The sequence below is a fragment of the Blautia sp. TF10-30 genome (assembly GCF_003481245.1).
Taxonomy (GTDB): domain Bacteria; phylum Bacillota; class Clostridia; order Lachnospirales; family Lachnospiraceae; genus Fusicatenibacter; species Fusicatenibacter saccharivorans.
Window position 1 is genome coordinate 108,773 of sequence record NZ_QUKM01000007.1, and the last position, 15,278, is coordinate 124,050.

Annotated in this window: 17 protein-coding genes; 14 read left to right on the forward strand and 3 right to left on the reverse strand. The window is 49.5% G+C overall.

The genetic code is table 11. The features are described from left to right. Positions 1-44 precede the first annotated feature (44 nt). Positions 45-935, forward strand: coding sequence for a 4-hydroxy-tetrahydrodipicolinate synthase (gene dapA, locus DXD02_RS08345; RefSeq protein WP_022461866.1), 891 nt, complete (start codon positions 45-47; stop codon positions 933-935). A gap of 35 nt (positions 936-970) precedes the next feature. Then, positions 971-1,732 carry a 4-hydroxy-tetrahydrodipicolinate reductase gene (gene dapB / locus DXD02_RS08350; RefSeq protein ID WP_117510456.1) on the forward strand — a complete coding sequence of 254 codons (762 nt, stop codon included), beginning with the start codon at positions 971-973 and terminating at the stop codon, positions 1,730-1,732. A gap of 148 nt (positions 1,733-1,880) precedes the next feature. Here the strand turns inward: dapB and DXD02_RS08355 are convergent, their stop codons facing one another. Next, positions 1,881-2,798, reverse strand: a complete 918-nt coding sequence (locus tag DXD02_RS08355) for a metallophosphoesterase family protein (RefSeq protein ID WP_117510457.1) — start codon at positions 2,796-2,798, stop codon at positions 1,881-1,883. 58 nt (positions 2,799-2,856) lie between these two features. On the opposite strand from DXD02_RS08355, the gene DXD02_RS08360 reads away from it, so the two are divergent. Together DXD02_RS08360 and DXD02_RS08365 are read left to right on the forward strand one after the other, a co-directional pair. After that, positions 2,857-3,066, forward strand: a complete 210-nt coding sequence (locus DXD02_RS08360) for a hypothetical protein (protein WP_117510458.1) — start codon at positions 2,857-2,859, stop codon at positions 3,064-3,066. 87 nt (positions 3,067-3,153) lie between these two features. After that, positions 3,154-3,798, forward strand: coding sequence for a DUF4317 family protein (locus DXD02_RS08365; protein WP_118666727.1), 645 nt, complete (start codon positions 3,154-3,156; stop codon positions 3,796-3,798). A gap of 131 nt (positions 3,799-3,929) precedes the next feature. On the opposite strand, the gene DXD02_RS08370 is transcribed toward DXD02_RS08365, so the two are convergent. Further along, complete coding sequence (locus DXD02_RS08370; protein ID WP_117761427.1) at positions 3,930-4,358, reverse strand: hypothetical protein; 429 nt, start codon at positions 4,356-4,358, stop codon at positions 3,930-3,932. A 167-nt stretch (positions 4,359-4,525) separates the two neighbouring features. Here DXD02_RS08370 and DXD02_RS08375 point away from each other — a divergent pair, with 167 nt between their 5' ends. From DXD02_RS08375 to thiI, 10 genes are all read left to right on the forward strand, one after another. Next, on the forward strand, positions 4,526-4,759 hold the full coding sequence (locus DXD02_RS08375; protein ID WP_022461854.1) for a MarR family transcriptional regulator: 234 nt from the start codon (positions 4,526-4,528) through the stop codon (positions 4,757-4,759). A gap of 37 nt (positions 4,760-4,796) precedes the next feature. Then, positions 4,797-6,020, forward strand: coding sequence for a chloride channel protein (locus tag DXD02_RS08380; protein ID WP_055227751.1), 1,224 nt, complete (start codon positions 4,797-4,799; stop codon positions 6,018-6,020). 265 nt (positions 6,021-6,285) lie between these two features. Continuing rightward, a complete protein-coding gene (gene rfbA, locus DXD02_RS08385) occupies positions 6,286-7,176 on the forward strand; it encodes a glucose-1-phosphate thymidylyltransferase RfbA (protein ID WP_022461852.1) in 891 nt (296 codons plus the stop codon). A gap of 181 nt (positions 7,177-7,357) precedes the next feature. Next, complete coding sequence (rfbD, locus tag DXD02_RS08390) at positions 7,358-8,227, forward strand: dTDP-4-dehydrorhamnose reductase (protein WP_022461851.1); 870 nt, start codon at positions 7,358-7,360, stop codon at positions 8,225-8,227. A gap of 365 nt (positions 8,228-8,592) precedes the next feature. Beyond that, positions 8,593-9,924: an MFS transporter gene (locus tag DXD02_RS08395; RefSeq protein WP_118666728.1), complete on the forward strand. Its 1,332-nt coding sequence runs from the start codon at positions 8,593-8,595 to the stop codon at positions 9,922-9,924. Between the two features lie 112 nt (positions 9,925-10,036). Further along, on the forward strand, positions 10,037-10,993 hold the full coding sequence (gene prmA / locus DXD02_RS08400) for a 50S ribosomal protein L11 methyltransferase (RefSeq protein WP_022461849.1): 957 nt from the start codon (positions 10,037-10,039) through the stop codon (positions 10,991-10,993). A 42-nt stretch (positions 10,994-11,035) separates the two neighbouring features. Next, entirely contained in the window at positions 11,036-11,788 is a 753-nt protein-coding gene (locus DXD02_RS08405) for a 16S rRNA (uracil(1498)-N(3))-methyltransferase (protein WP_118666729.1), read from the forward strand. Next, a complete protein-coding gene (locus DXD02_RS08410) occupies positions 11,788-12,942 on the forward strand; it encodes a cysteine desulfurase family protein (RefSeq protein ID WP_118666730.1) in 1,155 nt (384 codons plus the stop codon). The genes DXD02_RS08405 and DXD02_RS08410 overlap by 1 nt, the downstream gene beginning before the upstream one ends. A gap of 16 nt (positions 12,943-12,958) precedes the next feature. After that, positions 12,959-13,615: an FAD-dependent thymidylate synthase gene (gene thyX, locus DXD02_RS08415; protein WP_022461846.1), complete on the forward strand. Its 657-nt coding sequence runs from the start codon at positions 12,959-12,961 to the stop codon at positions 13,613-13,615. A 9-nt stretch (positions 13,616-13,624) separates the two neighbouring features. Continuing rightward, positions 13,625-14,803, forward strand: coding sequence for a tRNA uracil 4-sulfurtransferase ThiI (thiI, locus tag DXD02_RS08420; RefSeq protein ID WP_082424694.1), 1,179 nt, complete (start codon positions 13,625-13,627; stop codon positions 14,801-14,803). Between the two features lie 133 nt (positions 14,804-14,936). Here the strand turns inward: thiI and DXD02_RS08425 are convergent, their stop codons facing one another. Beyond that, positions 14,937-15,170 (reverse strand): HPr family phosphocarrier protein, encoded by a 234-nt coding sequence (locus DXD02_RS08425; protein ID WP_022461844.1) that lies wholly within the window; start codon positions 15,168-15,170, stop codon positions 14,937-14,939. Positions 15,171-15,278: the final 108 nt, after the last annotated feature.

Here is a 15,278-nt window from a genome sequence, read left to right on the forward strand (position 1 = left end):
TTTCTTATGGTTTTATCTGACACAACATACAGGAGGAAAAGAGAATGTCTATTTTTAAAGGTGCAGCTGTTGCAATTATCACACCGATGACCGAAACACAGGAAGTGAATTACGAAAAACTCGGAGAACTGATTGAGGAGCAGATCGCCGGCGGAACCGACGCCATCGTTATCTGCGGAACCACCGGTGAGGCTTCGACCCTGTCCCATGAGGAGCATCTGGATGCCATCAAATATACCGTGGAAAAAGTAAATCACAGAATCCCGGTAATTGCAGGAACCGGCTCCAACAGCACGGAGACAGCAATTTATCTGTCTCAGGAAGCAGAAAAATACGGCGTGGACGGACTTCTTCTCGTTTCTCCGTATTACAATAAAGCAACACAGAAGGGCCTGATTGCACACTTTACCGCAATCGCAGACAGCGTCAAAGTGCCGGTCATCCTTTACAACATTCAGGGCAGAACCGGCGTAAACATTGCACCGGAAACGATCGTCTATCTGTTCAACAACGTTGAGAATATCGTTGCAGTCAAAGAGGCTTCCGGAAACATTTCCCAGGTCGCAAAAATTATGCAGCTGACCGATGGAAAGATCGATCTGTACTCCGGAAACGACGATCAGGTTGTGCCGATCCTTTCCCTTGGCGGAAGCGGTGTAATCTCCGTTCTTTCCAACGTAGCACCGCGTGAGACCCACGACATGGTACAGAAATTCCTCGACGGCGATGTGGCCGGATCCAGAGAAATCCAGCTGAGAGCACTGCCGCTCATCGATGCGCTGTTCTGCGAAGTAAACCCGATTCCGGTAAAAGCAGCGCTGAACCTGATGGGCAAAGAGGTTGGACCGCTTCGTCTGCCGCTGACCGAGATGGAGCCGCAGAACCAGGAGCGCCTGGCAAAGGCTATGAAAGATTTTGGAATCAAACTGGCTTAAGTTAAGAATACACGAAGTAAAGAAGGAAAAAGACAATGGTTAAAATTATTATGCATGGCTGCAACGGCCATATGGGACAGGTCATCACCGGCCTGGTAAAAGAAGATGCAAATGCAGAAATCATAGCCGGAATCGATATGAACGACAACGGCCAGAACGATTATCCGGTATTCAAAAGCCTGGCAGAATGCGATGTTCCGGCAGACGTAGTCGTTGACTTTTCTTCCTACAAGGCAGCCGACGCACTGCTCGATGCCTGCAAGGAGAAAAAACTTCCACTCGTCCTCTGCACCACAGGCCTCACCGAGGATCAGCTCAAAAAAGTGCAGGAGACCAGCAAAGAAATCCCGGTTCTCCGCTCTGCAAATATGTCCCTTGGTGTGAATACGCTGATGAAACTGGTACAGGCAGCTGCAAAAGTGCTTGCCGAAGCAGGCTTTGATATGGAGATCGTGGAGAAACACCACAAACTGAAATGCGACGCTCCAAGCGGAACCGCCATCGCCCTGGCAGACAGCCTGAACGCGGCAATGGACAACCAGTACCACTACGTATACGACAGAAGCCAGCGCCACGAGCAGCGTGACCCGAAAGAAATCGGAATCTCTGCTGTACGCGGCGGCACCATCGTCGGAGATCACGACGTCATCTTCGCAGGCCCGGACGAGGTTGTTACCCTGTCCCACAGAGCATATTCCAAGGGAGTTTTTGGAAAAGGTGCAGTAGAGGCCGCAAAATTCCTGGCTGGAAAGCCAGCCGGTATGTATGATATGCAGGATGTGATTGCTGCGAAGTAAGGCAGAAGCAGGAAATAGAAAAGATAAAAAAGAAGGCAGGCTGTGTGCAGTTGCACAGCCTGCTTTCTTTCGAGCTGCTTTTCTGTTTTAGCCAATGAGTTTTTTCACTTATGCAGTGTAATAGGAATACGTTCCTCTGTCAAAAAATCTATTTCAGCTCCCGTTCCGCTTTTTCCCAGAGCTCTTCGTCAAGATCAGTCAGCGCCAGTGCATCCGCAAGTTCCCGCACCCGTTTTACCGTGAGATAAAAGTAATTGATACCGCAGGTCAGCGTCCGCTTTAAGGAGCGGGCAAGTACACTGCCGTGGGTTTCCAGTTCGGCACGGTCGAACTCGGCGAGATAGCCCTCGAGATCATAGGGGATCTGAAAACATTCGATCTGCCATGTGCTGTTTTCCAACGTCAGAATTGCGAAGTGCGCATGGCCGCCGACATCATCAAGCGCAAGCCCAAGGGATCCTGGATTCAGATACGTTTTTCCTGCGTATTCTTTCTGTTCCTGCTTGTGGCTGTGGCCGCCAAGCAGGATGGAGGCATCGAGATTTTCCAGATGAGAAAGCAGGAGCTCCGGATGCAGCCCGAAATTCCCTCGGATTTCACCAGGTGCGCCGTGGCAGAGCCGAAGTGCCGGGAAAAGGGATTCACGGCAGGTGTCCGGTGTAACTTCTTCCTGCGGCACAAAAACGGGAACCAGTTTCCCGGCTTCATCCAGCTTTCCAATCAGAACACCGTCTGTCGGCAGCTGCTCAAAAAATTTTAGATCCTGCTCGGTAAGATTCCGAAACGTGTAATCCAGAAGCCCGCTCGTCGAAGAACCCGCCTTCCAGTTCTGCGGCTGCCAGAGATTCTCAAGCAGATATTCCTCCCGGTTGCCGCGCACCAGATAGCACGGAAACTCCTCCTGCATTTCGCGGAGCACCCCCATCATCCTCTGCGGAAACGGCCCATCCGTCACAAAATCCCCCAGCCCGATGATACCGTCAATTTGCTGCCTGCGAAGAAACTCCATCACCTCCGAGAGTGCATAATAATTCCCATGAAGATCACTGATTACTGCTAATTTCATGTGTTTTCCTTTCTATGTCAAAATCATAAAATGCGAGATACTGTCTTGATTTTATCAAATGGTGAGAAGGAACGCAATTTATAAAAATATAAGCCAGGCAATTGATGAAATGATGGAAGACAGCAAAACGGAAGGCATTGAAAAAGGCAAACTTGAGGTGTTATCAAATTTATTAAAAAAAGGAACGATCAGCATTCAGGATGCCGCCGACTGTATGGCAGTGTCTGTGGCGGAATTTAAGAAGCTGGTCAATAAGTATCCCATCTGATTCCGAAAAACTTGCTGACAGAAAAAGCATGTTATGATAAGATCAAAGGCAGAGAGTTTCGAATATATTTACTGTCGGAGGGAATGTATGATTAATCGGGAAGACATGCTGGAGCTGACGAGGAGGATGACGCCGGCGCGGACTTCGTTTGTGCGGATGGCGGGTTGCTATACGGATTCGGATGGGGAGTATGACGGCAGTTTCAACATTCATTTTCTGAAACTGTCCGGTTCGGAAAAGGCCAGGAATCTGGCGATTGCCAAGAAAATTCCGTTTGCGGAATCGAATGAGAAGCTGCGGGAATACCGTTTTCCGGAAACATCCCAGGGGCCGGGCAGTATCTGGCAGATGCTGATGGCGCTGCGGGAATGCGGACTGAAGAACGATGCGCTGTTGGAAACGTTCTATGATATCCTGATCGAAGGATTGCAGATTCACGGGGCTTATGCCATTTACATGTTTTATGACCGGTATGATATTCCTGCAAAGGCCTCCGATAAAGAGCGCCTGGGGGAATCCGAGGAGATGTTCCCCTATCTGATCTGCGCTGTCTGCCCGTTGGTTGGAGAATACGAGCCGGGAAATCCTATCTGTGGATTTCTGTTCCCTGCCTTTGTGGACCGGAGCGGAGATCTGGAACGGGTTGATATTTATGCAGAGCGTGCAGCGTGGAGCGATCAGATGGCCAGCATTCTTGGCGCGAAGGGCAGAAAATTCAGATGCGGTCTGTAAAAGAAAAAATCAAAAGTGACGGATCAAACCAGGTGCTGATGTGCCTGGCAGTAAAAAAACTTCCCGGCGAACCTGCATATATCGTTCGCCAAGGGAAGTTTTTTAGATACGGGAGCAGCAGAAGTGCATATTTACTGTGCCATCCCCGCTCCATTCTGTGTAGTTGCTCCGTTTTCCTGCGGATTCTGCGTCTCATTGTCGCCGCCGCTTACCACATCGTCCACCGCGCGGCCGACATCCTCAACGCCCTCACCGACACCACGGGTCACATCTTCAGCGGCGTCGCCGACATCATCCCCAAGGGTATTTCCATCCCCGGTATTTGTACCGTTCGTACCGTTGGCATTCCCATCGGTGCCCTCCGTCACATCATTTACATTGTCGTTTGACGGCATCTCTGTCGTATTGACATCGTTTCTGTTATCCGTCTGTCCCATGTCGCTCTCCGTGTTGGTATTGCCATTTCCGGTGTCGTTCGTGGTGTTGTTTCCACAGGCCGTCATCCCGGCCAGTAATACCGCCAATGCCAGCGTCATATACACTCTTCTGATTTTTCTCATCTTCAAAATCTCCTTTCCCTAACAGTGTCTGGACAGTTGCTAGTATTTGAAAAATGCCGGAAAATATACGGAAAAAAGAGGCTTTTGGAAATCTTGACAAAGGAAGAAAAAAACACTAAAACAAAAAGTACGAAAACGGACTAAAAACGAAAACAGGATATATCGAAATGGAAGTCAATCCGGCAAACCGGCGGGAAAAAATCATCAGTCTGACTGAAACGGGAAAACAGTATGCGAGAGAGCTGGTTCTTCCGCTGTTTCAGTCCGAGGAGGAAGCTGCGGCGCAGTTTACGGAGCAGGAGATGACAGAAGCAATCCGGATGCAGGAAAAATTTGCCGACGCACTGGCAAAGAGTATGGAGGAAAAGGTATCCATAGTTCACAATCTGTCCGCTTCGTGATATGATAACAGCAGAATTCGAAAAGGAGAGAAAGAGAATGAAAGAAGAACTGAAGAAATCCCTTCGCACCTACGGCGCCCTGCTGCTGCTCGGTGTGACCGGCGTTCCGCTCGGTGCGGCAGTCGGTCTGATTGAGGCGCTGTTCTGCCGTCTGCTTTTGAAAGTCACGGCTGTTCGCGTGGCACATCTTTTCTGGTGTCTGCCGTTTCTCGCTATGGCAGGTCTTGTGATCGTGGCAGTCAATCAGAAATTCGGTGGCAGGGGAAAAGGAGGCATGAGTCTGATTTTTGATGTAGCGTATGAAGAGGAGACAGAGCTTCCGCTTCGCATGATTCCGCTGGCAATGCTCTCAACGGCGTTGACGCATCTGTTCGGTGGAAGTGCCGGCCGCGAGGGCGTTGCCGTTCAGATCGGTGCTGTGTTTTCCTATTTTGCCGGCAAAAAATTACCGTTTAAAAACGCGCCCGGTATCTTTCTGGTAACCGGTATGGCCGCCGGCTTTGCGGGCATGTTCGGAACGCCGATTGCAGCTGTGATCTTTGCGGTAGAGGTGCTCGCTGCGGGTGAAATGCGGTACGAGGCACTGCTTCCGGCGTTTACCGCATCTTTCTCTGCGAGCGCTGTAGCTTCCCTGCTTGGAATCCGCAAAGAAAATCTGGCTGTCCACATCAGCGAAAGCCTGACACCGTTCCTGCTGGTGCGTCTGATTACACTTGGTATTATTTTTGGAATCACAGGCGGCCTCTTCGCCTGGTGCTTAAAGCACACGAAAAAATATCTCGGCGAAAAAATCAAAAATCCGCTGGTGCGTGTTTTCTCCATCGGTGTTATCCTTAGCATTCTGTTCCTGCTTCTGTACCGCGGACGGTATTGCGGCTTTGGAACGAATCTGGTGGAAGCGGTATTTCATGGGGAAAAGGTATATGCATATGACTGGGCGCTGAAATTTATCCTGACAATTCTGACGCTGTCCGCCGGGTTTCAGGGCGGCGAGGTAACACCGCTGTTTACCATCGGAGCAACCCTGGGAGCAGTCCTTGGCAATCTGTTCGGTATTCCGGTGGAGCTTTCCGCGGCGCTTGGCTATGCGGCGGTTTTTGGCGGCGGAACCAACACCTTACTGGCGGCTATTTTCATTGGCGGCGAGATTTTTGGCTACGATTATCTGCCATATTTCTTTATTGTCTGCACCGCGGCCTACGTATTCAACCGCAACAGCTCGATCTATTCCCGCCAGAAACTGACGAAATACAGCTGCTGATAACAGAAACGTCACAAAGTTATCACACACCGTTACGTGTTACAGTTCACTGGTGCCCAGCGAACTGTAACATTCGCAACCTTCATTTAAAGTTTTGCTTCGCAAAAGGAGGGTTGCTCACACCTGAAACATGTTCTTACGCAGCGAAACAGCAAGTGTTTCACTGCTGAGTGAACAGTAACGGTTACGTTACGATACGGGTTGACGCGTTTCCGGGAATGAGGTTATACTAGAGGTATCATATACGAAAAAGGAGTAACGAATTATGAAAGGTATCGTACTTGCCGGAGGTTCCGGCACACGTCTTTATCCGTTAACTATGGTAACATCGAAACAGCTTCTCCCGATCTATGACAAGCCGATGATCTATTATCCGCTGTCTGTTCTTATGAATGCAGGCATCCGCGACATCCTGATCATCTCCACCCCGCAGGACACCCCGCGTTTCGAGGCACTGCTCGGTGACGGCCATCAGTTCGGTGTACAGCTTTCCTACAAGGTACAGCCAAGCCCGGACGGACTGGCACAGGCCTTCATCATCGGCGAGGAGTTCATCGGGGATGATTCCGTTGCCATGGTGCTCGGCGACAACATCTTCTTCGGACACGGTCTGAACAAACGCCTGAAAGCAGCAGTAGAAAACGCTGAGACCGGAAAAGGCGCAACCGTATTCGGCTATTATGTAGATGATCCGGAGCGTTTCGGGATCGTAGAATTTGACTCCGAGGGAAAAGCCATCTCCATCGAAGAGAAACCGGAGAAACCGAAATCAAACTATTGTGTTACAGGTCTGTACTTCTATGACAACAAAGTCGTAGAGTATGCAAAGAACCTGAAACCGTCACCGCGCGGAGAGCTTGAGATCACCGACCTGAACCGGATCTATCTGGAAGACGGCAGTCTGAACGTTGAGCTTCTCGGACAGGGCTTCACCTGGCTGGATACCGGTACACATGAGAGTCTGGTAGAGGCAACCAACTTCGTAAAAACCATCGAGACGCATCAGCACCGCAAGATTGCGTGCCTGGAGGAGATCGGTTACCTGAACGGCTGGATCGGCAAAGACCAGCTTCTGACCGACATCGAACCACTGAAGAAAAATCAGTACGGCCAGTATCTGATGGATGTGATGAACGGAAAATATATCGACAAATAAAAGCGAACAGCGTTGAAGAAAACTGCCCCGGAAGAAAAATCCGGGGCAGTTTTTGAAAAAAAATGCTTGACCATGACATAACGTCATCCTTTATACTCATGGTACAAACAGAAAATCAGACTGAAAAACAAGAGACAGACAAAACATAACGATAACAAAATCAGAAAAAAGGAGAACCATTATGAGAGTATTTGTAACAGGTGTAAAAGGCCAGCTCGGCCATGACGTCATGAATGAACTTGCAAAACGCGGTCATGAAGGAATCGGCGTTGATATTGAAGAAATGGATATCACCGATGCAGAAAGCGTAAGAAAAGTCATTACCGAAGCAAACCCGGATGTCGTAATCCACTGTGCAGCATGGACCGCTGTAGACCTTGCTGAGGATGATGACAAAAAAGAAAAAGTACATCAGGTCAATGCAGTCGGAACCGAGAACATCGCAAAAGTCTGCCATGACCTTGACTGCAAAATGATCTACATCTCCACCGACTACGTATTCGACGGCCAGGGCACCCGCCCGTGGGAGCCGGATGATGAGCGTCATCCGCTGAACGTATACGGCCAGACGAAATACGAGGGAGAGCTCGCGGTAGAGAAATGGGTGAAAAAATTCTACATCGTCCGCATCGCATGGGTATTCGGCGTGAACGGAAAGAACTTCATCAAGACCATGCTGAACCTTGGAAAGACACACGATCATCTGACTGTTGTAGATGATCAGGTAGGAAGCCCGACCTACACCTACGACCTGTCCCGCCTGCTTGTCGACATGGCAGAGAAAGAGAACTATGGCCGCTACCATGCAACAAACGAGGGACTCTGCTCCTGGTATGAGTTCGCCTGCGAGATTTTCAAACAGGCCGCTGAGATCGATCCGGCTTACGGAAAAGTAAGTGTATCACCGGTAAGCTCTGACCAGTACCCGGCAAAAGCAAAACGTCCGTCCAACAGCCGCATGAGCAAAGAGAAACTGACCGAGAACGGATTCGAAAAACTGCCGACCTGGCAGGATGCGCTGCACAGATATCTGCGCGAGATCGAATTCTGATAGCAAACCCCGAAAATAACGCAAAAAGCAGTTCTGAATTTTTTTATCCTCTTCCGGCAAGAAGACACGTTCTGCGGTGGGAGATGAATTTGGTTTCTGAGATTGCTATAAACATTTCCAATAGGCGGAGCCCCAGGTAAAACGGGGGCTCCTTTTTCTTATGCAAAACCCATGCATTCAACAGGGAGAATCCCCCTTTTTCTTTTGTGAATATTGACAGAAAATGCCGTTAAATTTCTCACATCGGATCCGAGTATTTCTGTTGACATTTGAACATGAAATTGCCATTATGAGAGCAGAATCTTTACGTATCCGGCGGGGGCAGGAACGTGAAGACAACAGAAGAAGGTATGGGGGATTAAACAATGAAAAAGAGTCTGTTTTATCGGGTAAAAAAGATGCCGCCATCTGCGCAGACCATGCTGCTGTTTGCCGTCGAGGGTGTATTTCTGCAATATATCACATCGATCAACGGTTTCGGCCTGAATCTGTATGCGACAAACATGGGTGCAACCGACAGTCAGATCGGCATTATCCAGATGGTGCCGAACATTGTAGCGTGTGCAGCACTGCTGCCGCTTGGAATTCTGGCGGATCGTCTGAAGTCGACAAAGACGATACCGATGCTTACGCTTCTTGTGATGTGTGCCGGCTATGCATTTCTTGGAAGTGTACCGGCACTCGGCGAGAGACGTATGGAGCTGTTTTTTGTATCACTGGCATTTACTGCGGGGGCACTTGCTATTTACAATGCGCAGTGGCAGGCAATGTTCGGTGCTGCGGTTTCACTGCGGCAGCGAAACGATGTCTATGCCTTTCGGAATCAGTTCATGTTTGTGATTGGCATTCTTGCACCGGTGATCTGCGGGATTCTGATGGGAAGATGCCACACGGCCGATGGAAAACTTCTGGTACTCCGAAGCTTTTTTTATCTGTGTGCTGTCTGTGTTTTGTTGCAGGCCGCTGCAATCAAAAAAATTCCGGTGGAACAGCAGGAGGAGGGCAAAGCTCCGGCAGAAGCGGGGAAGGCATCCTCACGTTTTTCTGTTTCTGATCTGCTGGAGGCGATCACAAGCGTGGGGAAAAATAAAGCATTGCGCTGGTTTTTCGTGCCGGTGGTCTTTTTCTATATCACCTGGCAGCTTGACTGGAGCATGTGGTATTTAGGACAGGTCAAATATTGCAAAATGTCAGAGATGACACTTTCCATCTGCAACGGTGTTTTCAATATTGGTCAGCTTGCGGCAGTTGGAATGATTGCGAAGGTTGTCCGGAAAAAATCGCCGGATTTTGCACTGATTTTCGCCGGGATCGGTCTTTGCTTCTGTCCGGTTATTATGATTCTGGTTCCACATTTACCGCTGGCGTACCGCGGGGTTACTTTTATTGTTCTGATGACGGTTCTGAATGCTCCGCAGTGTGCCGTCGCACTTTGTACGATACAGATTCTCTTAAATGCCGCGCCGGAAAAGAACCGTTCGCTTTTGATCAGCCTCTTTACGATGATTACAACGCTGACCAACAGTGTTCTGCCGCTGCTCGGTGTCCGGTTGTATACGGCACTTGGGGCAGACCTTACGGCACTGTACCGGTTCAACCTGATAGATCTTGGGGTTCGCATTTTATCCACACTCGGGCTGGTATGGCGTTATCAGAAGGCGAAAAAAGATGGCTTTCTGACAAAGATTTCGGATTGAGACGGGCCGTAAAAGCCGAAAATAACATTTACAACAGGAACGATATCGTGTATGATAAATGTGGCTTTCTTTGCACGTATGGAAAAGAGAAGCGCAAAAAGGAGTTTAAACAATGAAATGGAATAAATTTACATTAAAAACAAGATCGGAAGTGGAAGACATTGTGATCTCCACTCTGGCCGATGTGGGAATCGAAGGCGTGGAAATTCAGGACAAACAGCCTTTGACCGAGAGCGACAAACAGCAGATGTTCGTGGATATCATGCCGGATATTCCGGATGACGACGGCATTGCCTACCTGAATTTTTACCTCGATGTGGATGAGGACAAGGAGAAGGTTCTTGCAGATGTCCGCGCGGCACTTGCAGAAATGCAGGAGTTCCTGGACCTTGGAGAGTGCACCATCACAGAGTCTGAGACAGAGGACAAGGACTGGATCAACAACTGGAAACAGTATTTCAAACAGTTCTATGTGGACGACATTCTGATCATCCCGTCCTGGGAGGAAGTAAAGCCGGAAGACCGGGATAAAATGATCATCCATATCGATCCGGGCACAGCCTTTGGAACGGGTATGCATGAGACAACACAGCTTTGCATCCGTCAGTTAAAGAAATATGTGACAAAGGATACCGAGCTGCTTGATGTCGGAACCGGAAGCGGTATTCTTTCGATTATTGCACTGAAGCTTGGTGCGCGTCATGCGGTCGGAACAGACCTCGATCCGTGTGCGGTTCCTGCGGTTGAGGAAAACAAAGAAGTCAATGGAATTCCGGTAGAAGCTTTTGATATGATGATCGGAAATATCATTGATGACAAAGAAGTACAGGACAGAGTCGGATACGAGAAATACGATATCGTTACCGCCAATATTCTTGCAGATGTTCTCGTTCCGCTGACGCCGGTAATCGTACACCAGATGAAGCCGGGCGCTGTTTATATCACATCCGGCATTCTCGATGTGAAAGAGGAAGTTGTCAAAGAGGCAGTCGTTGCTGCGGGACTTGAAGTAGTTGAAGTTACACATCAGGGCGAATGGGTTTCTGTTACAGCAAGAAAACCGATGTAAATTAAGAAAAGCGAAACACCAGAAGAGAAAGAGAACAGATTCATGTACCGTTTTTTTGTAGAAGAAAGTCAGATTTATGACGGCACTGTCCACATCACGGGCAGTGACGTTAATCACATCAAAAATGTGCTCCGCATGCGGCCGGGCGAAAAAATACTGGTCAGTACCGGAGGCGAAAAGGAATATCATTGTGCCGTTTCGGATTTCCCGGAAGGTGAGGTTCTTGCCGCAGTAGAAGAAGTCACAGCAGCAGACAGAGAACTCCCGTCCGGAATTGTACTGTTTCAGGGTCTGCCAAAAGGTGACAAAATGGAACTGATCATCCAAAAAGCAGTGGAACTTGGTGCGACGGAAATTGTTCCGGTGGAGATGAAACGCTGCGTTGTGAAGCTGGACCGGAAAAAGGCGGAAAAGAAAGCAGAGCGTTGGCAGACGATCGCGCTTGGTGCTGCAAAGCAGTCCAAACGGATGCAGATTCCGACGGTACACATGCCTGTTACATTTCAGCAGGCGCTTGCAATGATGGCAGAATCAGACGTCCGCCTGATGCCGTATGAGAACGCAGAGGGGATGGAAGGAACGAGAAGAATTCTGGAATCCATTGAACCGGGTGAATCTATTGCGGTCCTGATCGGACCGGAGGGCGGCATCGACGAAGCGGAAGTGGAAATGGCCATGAAGGAAAAGGTAGAGCCGATTACGCTCGGAAAGCGCATTCTGCGCACGGAAACGGCCGGAATGACCGTACTTTCCATTCTGGTGTATCTTTTAGAAGGAAGGGAACGAACAAGATAATGGAAGCATATCTGGACAATTCCGCAACCACCTGTGTTTATCAGGAAACCGCAGATCTCGTCTGTGATCTGATGGTAAATCATTATGGAAATCCGTCTGCGATGCATCAAAAAGGGGTAGAAGCAGAACAATATATCAGAACCGCCCAGGAAACGCTGGCAAAGATTCTGAAAGTCAAAGAAAAAGAAATTTTCTTTACTTCCGGTGGCACAGAGTCCGACAACTGGGCGCTCGTCGGAACAGCAATGGCAAATAAGAGAACGGGAAACCACATCATCACAAGCGCGATCGAGCACCCGGCCGTGTCGGCACCGCTGGCATTTCTGGAGGAGCAGGGATTCCGTATTACGCGCCTGCCGGTAAATAAAGAAGGCCTTGTGGATGTGAACGAACTCGAAGAAGCGATCACGCCGGAGACGATTCTCGTTTCGATTATGTATGTCAACAATGAGATCGGTTCTGTTGAGCCAATCGGGGAGATCGGACGCAGAATCAAGGCGAAAAATCCGAAAACGTATTTTCATGTCGATGCGATCCAGGCGTTCGGCAAATACCGGATTTATCCGAAACGGATGGGCATCGACATGCTCTCCGTGAGCGGCCACAAGATCCACGGACCGAAGGGAAGCGGCTTTTTATATATTGATGAGAAAGCAAAAATCCGTCCGCTGATCTTAGGCGGCGGCCAGCAGAACGGCATGCGTTCCGGAACCGACAATGTGCCGGGCGTCGCAGGCCTTGCGAAATCCGCTGAGATCGTTTACAGGCATTTTGACGAGCAGACTGCGCAGATGCGTGCCTGCAAACACCGTCTGATCGAAGGCTTGCGGGAGCTGGACGATGTGGTCATCCATGGCATGCCGGAAGAAGCGGGTGCGCCGCAGATTGTCAATGCATCATTCTTAAATGTGCGCAGTGAAGTGCTGCTGCACACGATGGAGGACCGCCAGATCTACGTTTCCGCCGGAAGCGCCTGCTCATCACACAAGAGAGCCGGAAGCCCGACGCTGACTGCCATCGGCGCATCGAAAGCCGAGATGGAGTCTGCCGTGCGGTTCAGCTTCAGCGAATTTACGACACTGGAACAGATTGATTACACCCTGGATACGCTGCGCGAGGTACTGCCGATGCTGCGCAGATTTACCAGGAAATAATAGAAAGAGGAAAATTATGATTACAATACAGCCGGAAATTGAAATCCTGAGCACCGAATCCTACGAGGATATGCTGCGCCGGATCGAGAAAATCGGAAGAGTCTGCTACAAGAGCGAGGAGCGCATTGGAGAAGGCACTGCAGAGAAATTCATCGCAGGCATCATCAAACGTGGCCATGAATCCGTCATTGAGCACGGCTCCATCACCGTAAAAGTAACGTGCGACCGCGGCGTGACCCATGAGATCGTCCGCCACCGTATCGCAAGCTACAGCCAGGAGAGCACCCGCTACTGTAACTATTCGAAAGATAAATTTGGAAACCAGATCACCTGTATCGATCTGGCAACCGGATTTTCCTATGATCTGGACGACGAGAACGACCGTAAAAAATACGAGGTATGGCAGAAAGCAATGGAAGCTGCAGAGCAGTATTACTTCCAGATGCTCGAACTCGGAGCAAAGCCGGAGGAGGCAAGAAGCATTCTTCCGAACTCCCTGAAAACCGAGATCGTCATGACCATGAACTTAAGAGAGTGGCGCCACTTTATCCGGCTTCGAAGCGCCAACGCCGCACATCCGCAGATGCGTCAGGTATCTGACCTGATCCTGAAGAAATTTTCTGAGGAATATCCTCTGTTCTTCCGCGATCTGGCTGAGAAAAAAGGAGAATAAAAAACGATGATGTACAAAGCATTTCTGGTAAAATATGCCGAGATCGGCATTAAAGGAAAGAACCGTCATCTGTTCGAGAAAGCGCTCTGCGTACAGATGGAGCACGCGCTTGCCCCGGTAGACGGAAATTTCCAGGTCACCCGTGAGATGGGACGAATCTATGTCAACACCGAAGGAGACTTTGATTACGAGGGCGCTGTCGATGCGCTGACAAGAGTTTTCGGTATCGCCGAGATCTGCCCGGTTGTCATTTTAGAGGACACCGGCTTTGAAGATCTGGCAGAGGCAGTGGTTTCCTACGTGAAAGAGCTGTACCCGACCGAGGAGAAAACCTTTAAGGTATGCGCACGCCGTGCGAACAAAAACTATCCGATGCACACAATGGAAGTCAACTGTGAGCTGGGCGGCCGCATCCTCGATGTCTGCCCGAACCTCAAAGTAGACGTTCACGAGCCGGATATCTATCTGAACGTCGAGCTGCGTCAGAAGATTTATCTGTACTGCGAGAGCATCGCAGGTCCTGGCGGTATGCCGGTCGGCACAAACGGACAGGCCATGCTGCTGCTTTCCGGCGGTATCGACAGCCCGGTTGCCGGATACATGATCGCAAAACGCGGTGTTAAGATTGATGCCGTTTACTTCCACGCTCCGCCGTACACCAGCGAGAGAGCTAAACAGAAGGTTGTGGATCTTGCAAAACTCGTTGCACGCTACAGCGGCCCGATCCGTCTGCATGTGGTCAACTTCACCGAGATCCAGCTTGCAATCTACGAAAAATGCCCGCACGACGAGCTGACCATCATCATGCGCCGTTATATGATGAAGATCGCAGAAGCGTTTGCACGTCAGGACAAATGCCTTGGCCTGATCACCGGAGAGAGTATCGGACAGGTGGCAAGCCAGACGATGCATTCCCTCGCCGTTACCAACGAAGTCTGCACCATGCCGGTCTTCCGTCCGCTGATCGGTTTCGACAAACAGGAGATCGTCGATATTTCCGAAAAAATCGGTACGTACGAGACATCCGTTCTGCCGTATGAGGACTGCTGCACGATCTTCGTTGCAAAGCATCCGGTGACAAAACCGAACCTGAATGTCATCAAATGCTCCGAGCGCCATCTGGACGACGTGATCGATGAGATGATGGAACGCGCAGTTTCTACCGCAGAGACGATCGAGGTCTGCTAAGGAAAACTTGCTTTAAAGAACAAAAAGGCCGGATCTTGTTTTGGGGGTTCTGAAAAACAAGATCCGGTCCTGATGATAAACAAAGACAAAAAAAGAGCCGCGGCGAGTGCGCGGCCCTTATGTTCTATCGTAATTATACAATGTACGGAGCAAGAACATCAAGTACGGTCTGAAGAGCATCTCCATCAGCATGGACGTTCAGGTCGATCGGTTTGGAAAGGTCGAGGCTGAAGATTCCCATGATGGATTTTGCGTCGATTACGTATCTTCCGGATACCAGATCGAAATCAAAATCGAATTTGGAAATGTCGTTGACGAAAGATTTTACTTTGTCGATAGAATTAAGAGAAATCTGTACTGTTTTCATGTTTGTAATCCTCCCTGTTATTTGGTTAACATTATTTATTACCCTCATTTAACAGCTTTATCTTACCGTCTGGAGGGGAAAAAGTCAATGCGAAAACATACAAAGATA

Coding starts and splice junctions, on each gene's coding strand:
- prmA (WP_022461849.1), top strand. CDS start 10,037: ATGAAATGGAATAAATTTACATTAAAAACAAGATCGGAAGTGGAAGAC.
- rfbD (WP_022461851.1), top strand. CDS start 7,358: ATGAGAGTATTTGTAACAGGTGTAAAAGGCCAGCTCGGCCATGACGTC.
- DXD02_RS08405 (WP_118666729.1), top strand. CDS start 11,036: ATGTACCGTTTTTTTGTAGAAGAAAGTCAGATTTATGACGGCACTGTC.
- DXD02_RS08375 (WP_022461854.1), top strand. CDS start 4,526: ATGGAAGTCAATCCGGCAAACCGGCGGGAAAAAATCATCAGTCTGACT.
- DXD02_RS08360 (WP_117510458.1), top strand. CDS start 2,857: ATGGTGAGAAGGAACGCAATTTATAAAAATATAAGCCAGGCAATTGAT.
- thiI (WP_082424694.1), top strand. CDS start 13,625: ATGTACAAAGCATTTCTGGTAAAATATGCCGAGATCGGCATTAAAGGA.
- dapB (WP_117510456.1), top strand. CDS start 971: ATGGTTAAAATTATTATGCATGGCTGCAACGGCCATATGGGACAGGTC.
- dapA (WP_022461866.1), top strand. CDS start 45: ATGTCTATTTTTAAAGGTGCAGCTGTTGCAATTATCACACCGATGACC.
- DXD02_RS08380 (WP_055227751.1), top strand. CDS start 4,797: ATGAAAGAAGAACTGAAGAAATCCCTTCGCACCTACGGCGCCCTGCTG.
- DXD02_RS08365 (WP_118666727.1), top strand. CDS start 3,154: ATGATTAATCGGGAAGACATGCTGGAGCTGACGAGGAGGATGACGCCG.
- DXD02_RS08370 (WP_117761427.1), bottom strand. CDS start 4,358: ATGAGAAAAATCAGAAGAGTGTATATGACGCTGGCATTGGCGGTATTA.
- thyX (WP_022461846.1), top strand. CDS start 12,959: ATGATTACAATACAGCCGGAAATTGAAATCCTGAGCACCGAATCCTAC.
- DXD02_RS08425 (WP_022461844.1), bottom strand. CDS start 15,170: ATGAAAACAGTACAGATTTCTCTTAATTCTATCGACAAAGTAAAATCT.
- DXD02_RS08410 (WP_118666730.1), top strand. CDS start 11,788: ATGGAAGCATATCTGGACAATTCCGCAACCACCTGTGTTTATCAGGAA.
- rfbA (WP_022461852.1), top strand. CDS start 6,286: ATGAAAGGTATCGTACTTGCCGGAGGTTCCGGCACACGTCTTTATCCG.
- DXD02_RS08355 (WP_117510457.1), bottom strand. CDS start 2,798: ATGAAATTAGCAGTAATCAGTGATCTTCATGGGAATTATTATGCACTC.
- DXD02_RS08395 (WP_118666728.1), top strand. CDS start 8,593: ATGAAAAAGAGTCTGTTTTATCGGGTAAAAAAGATGCCGCCATCTGCG.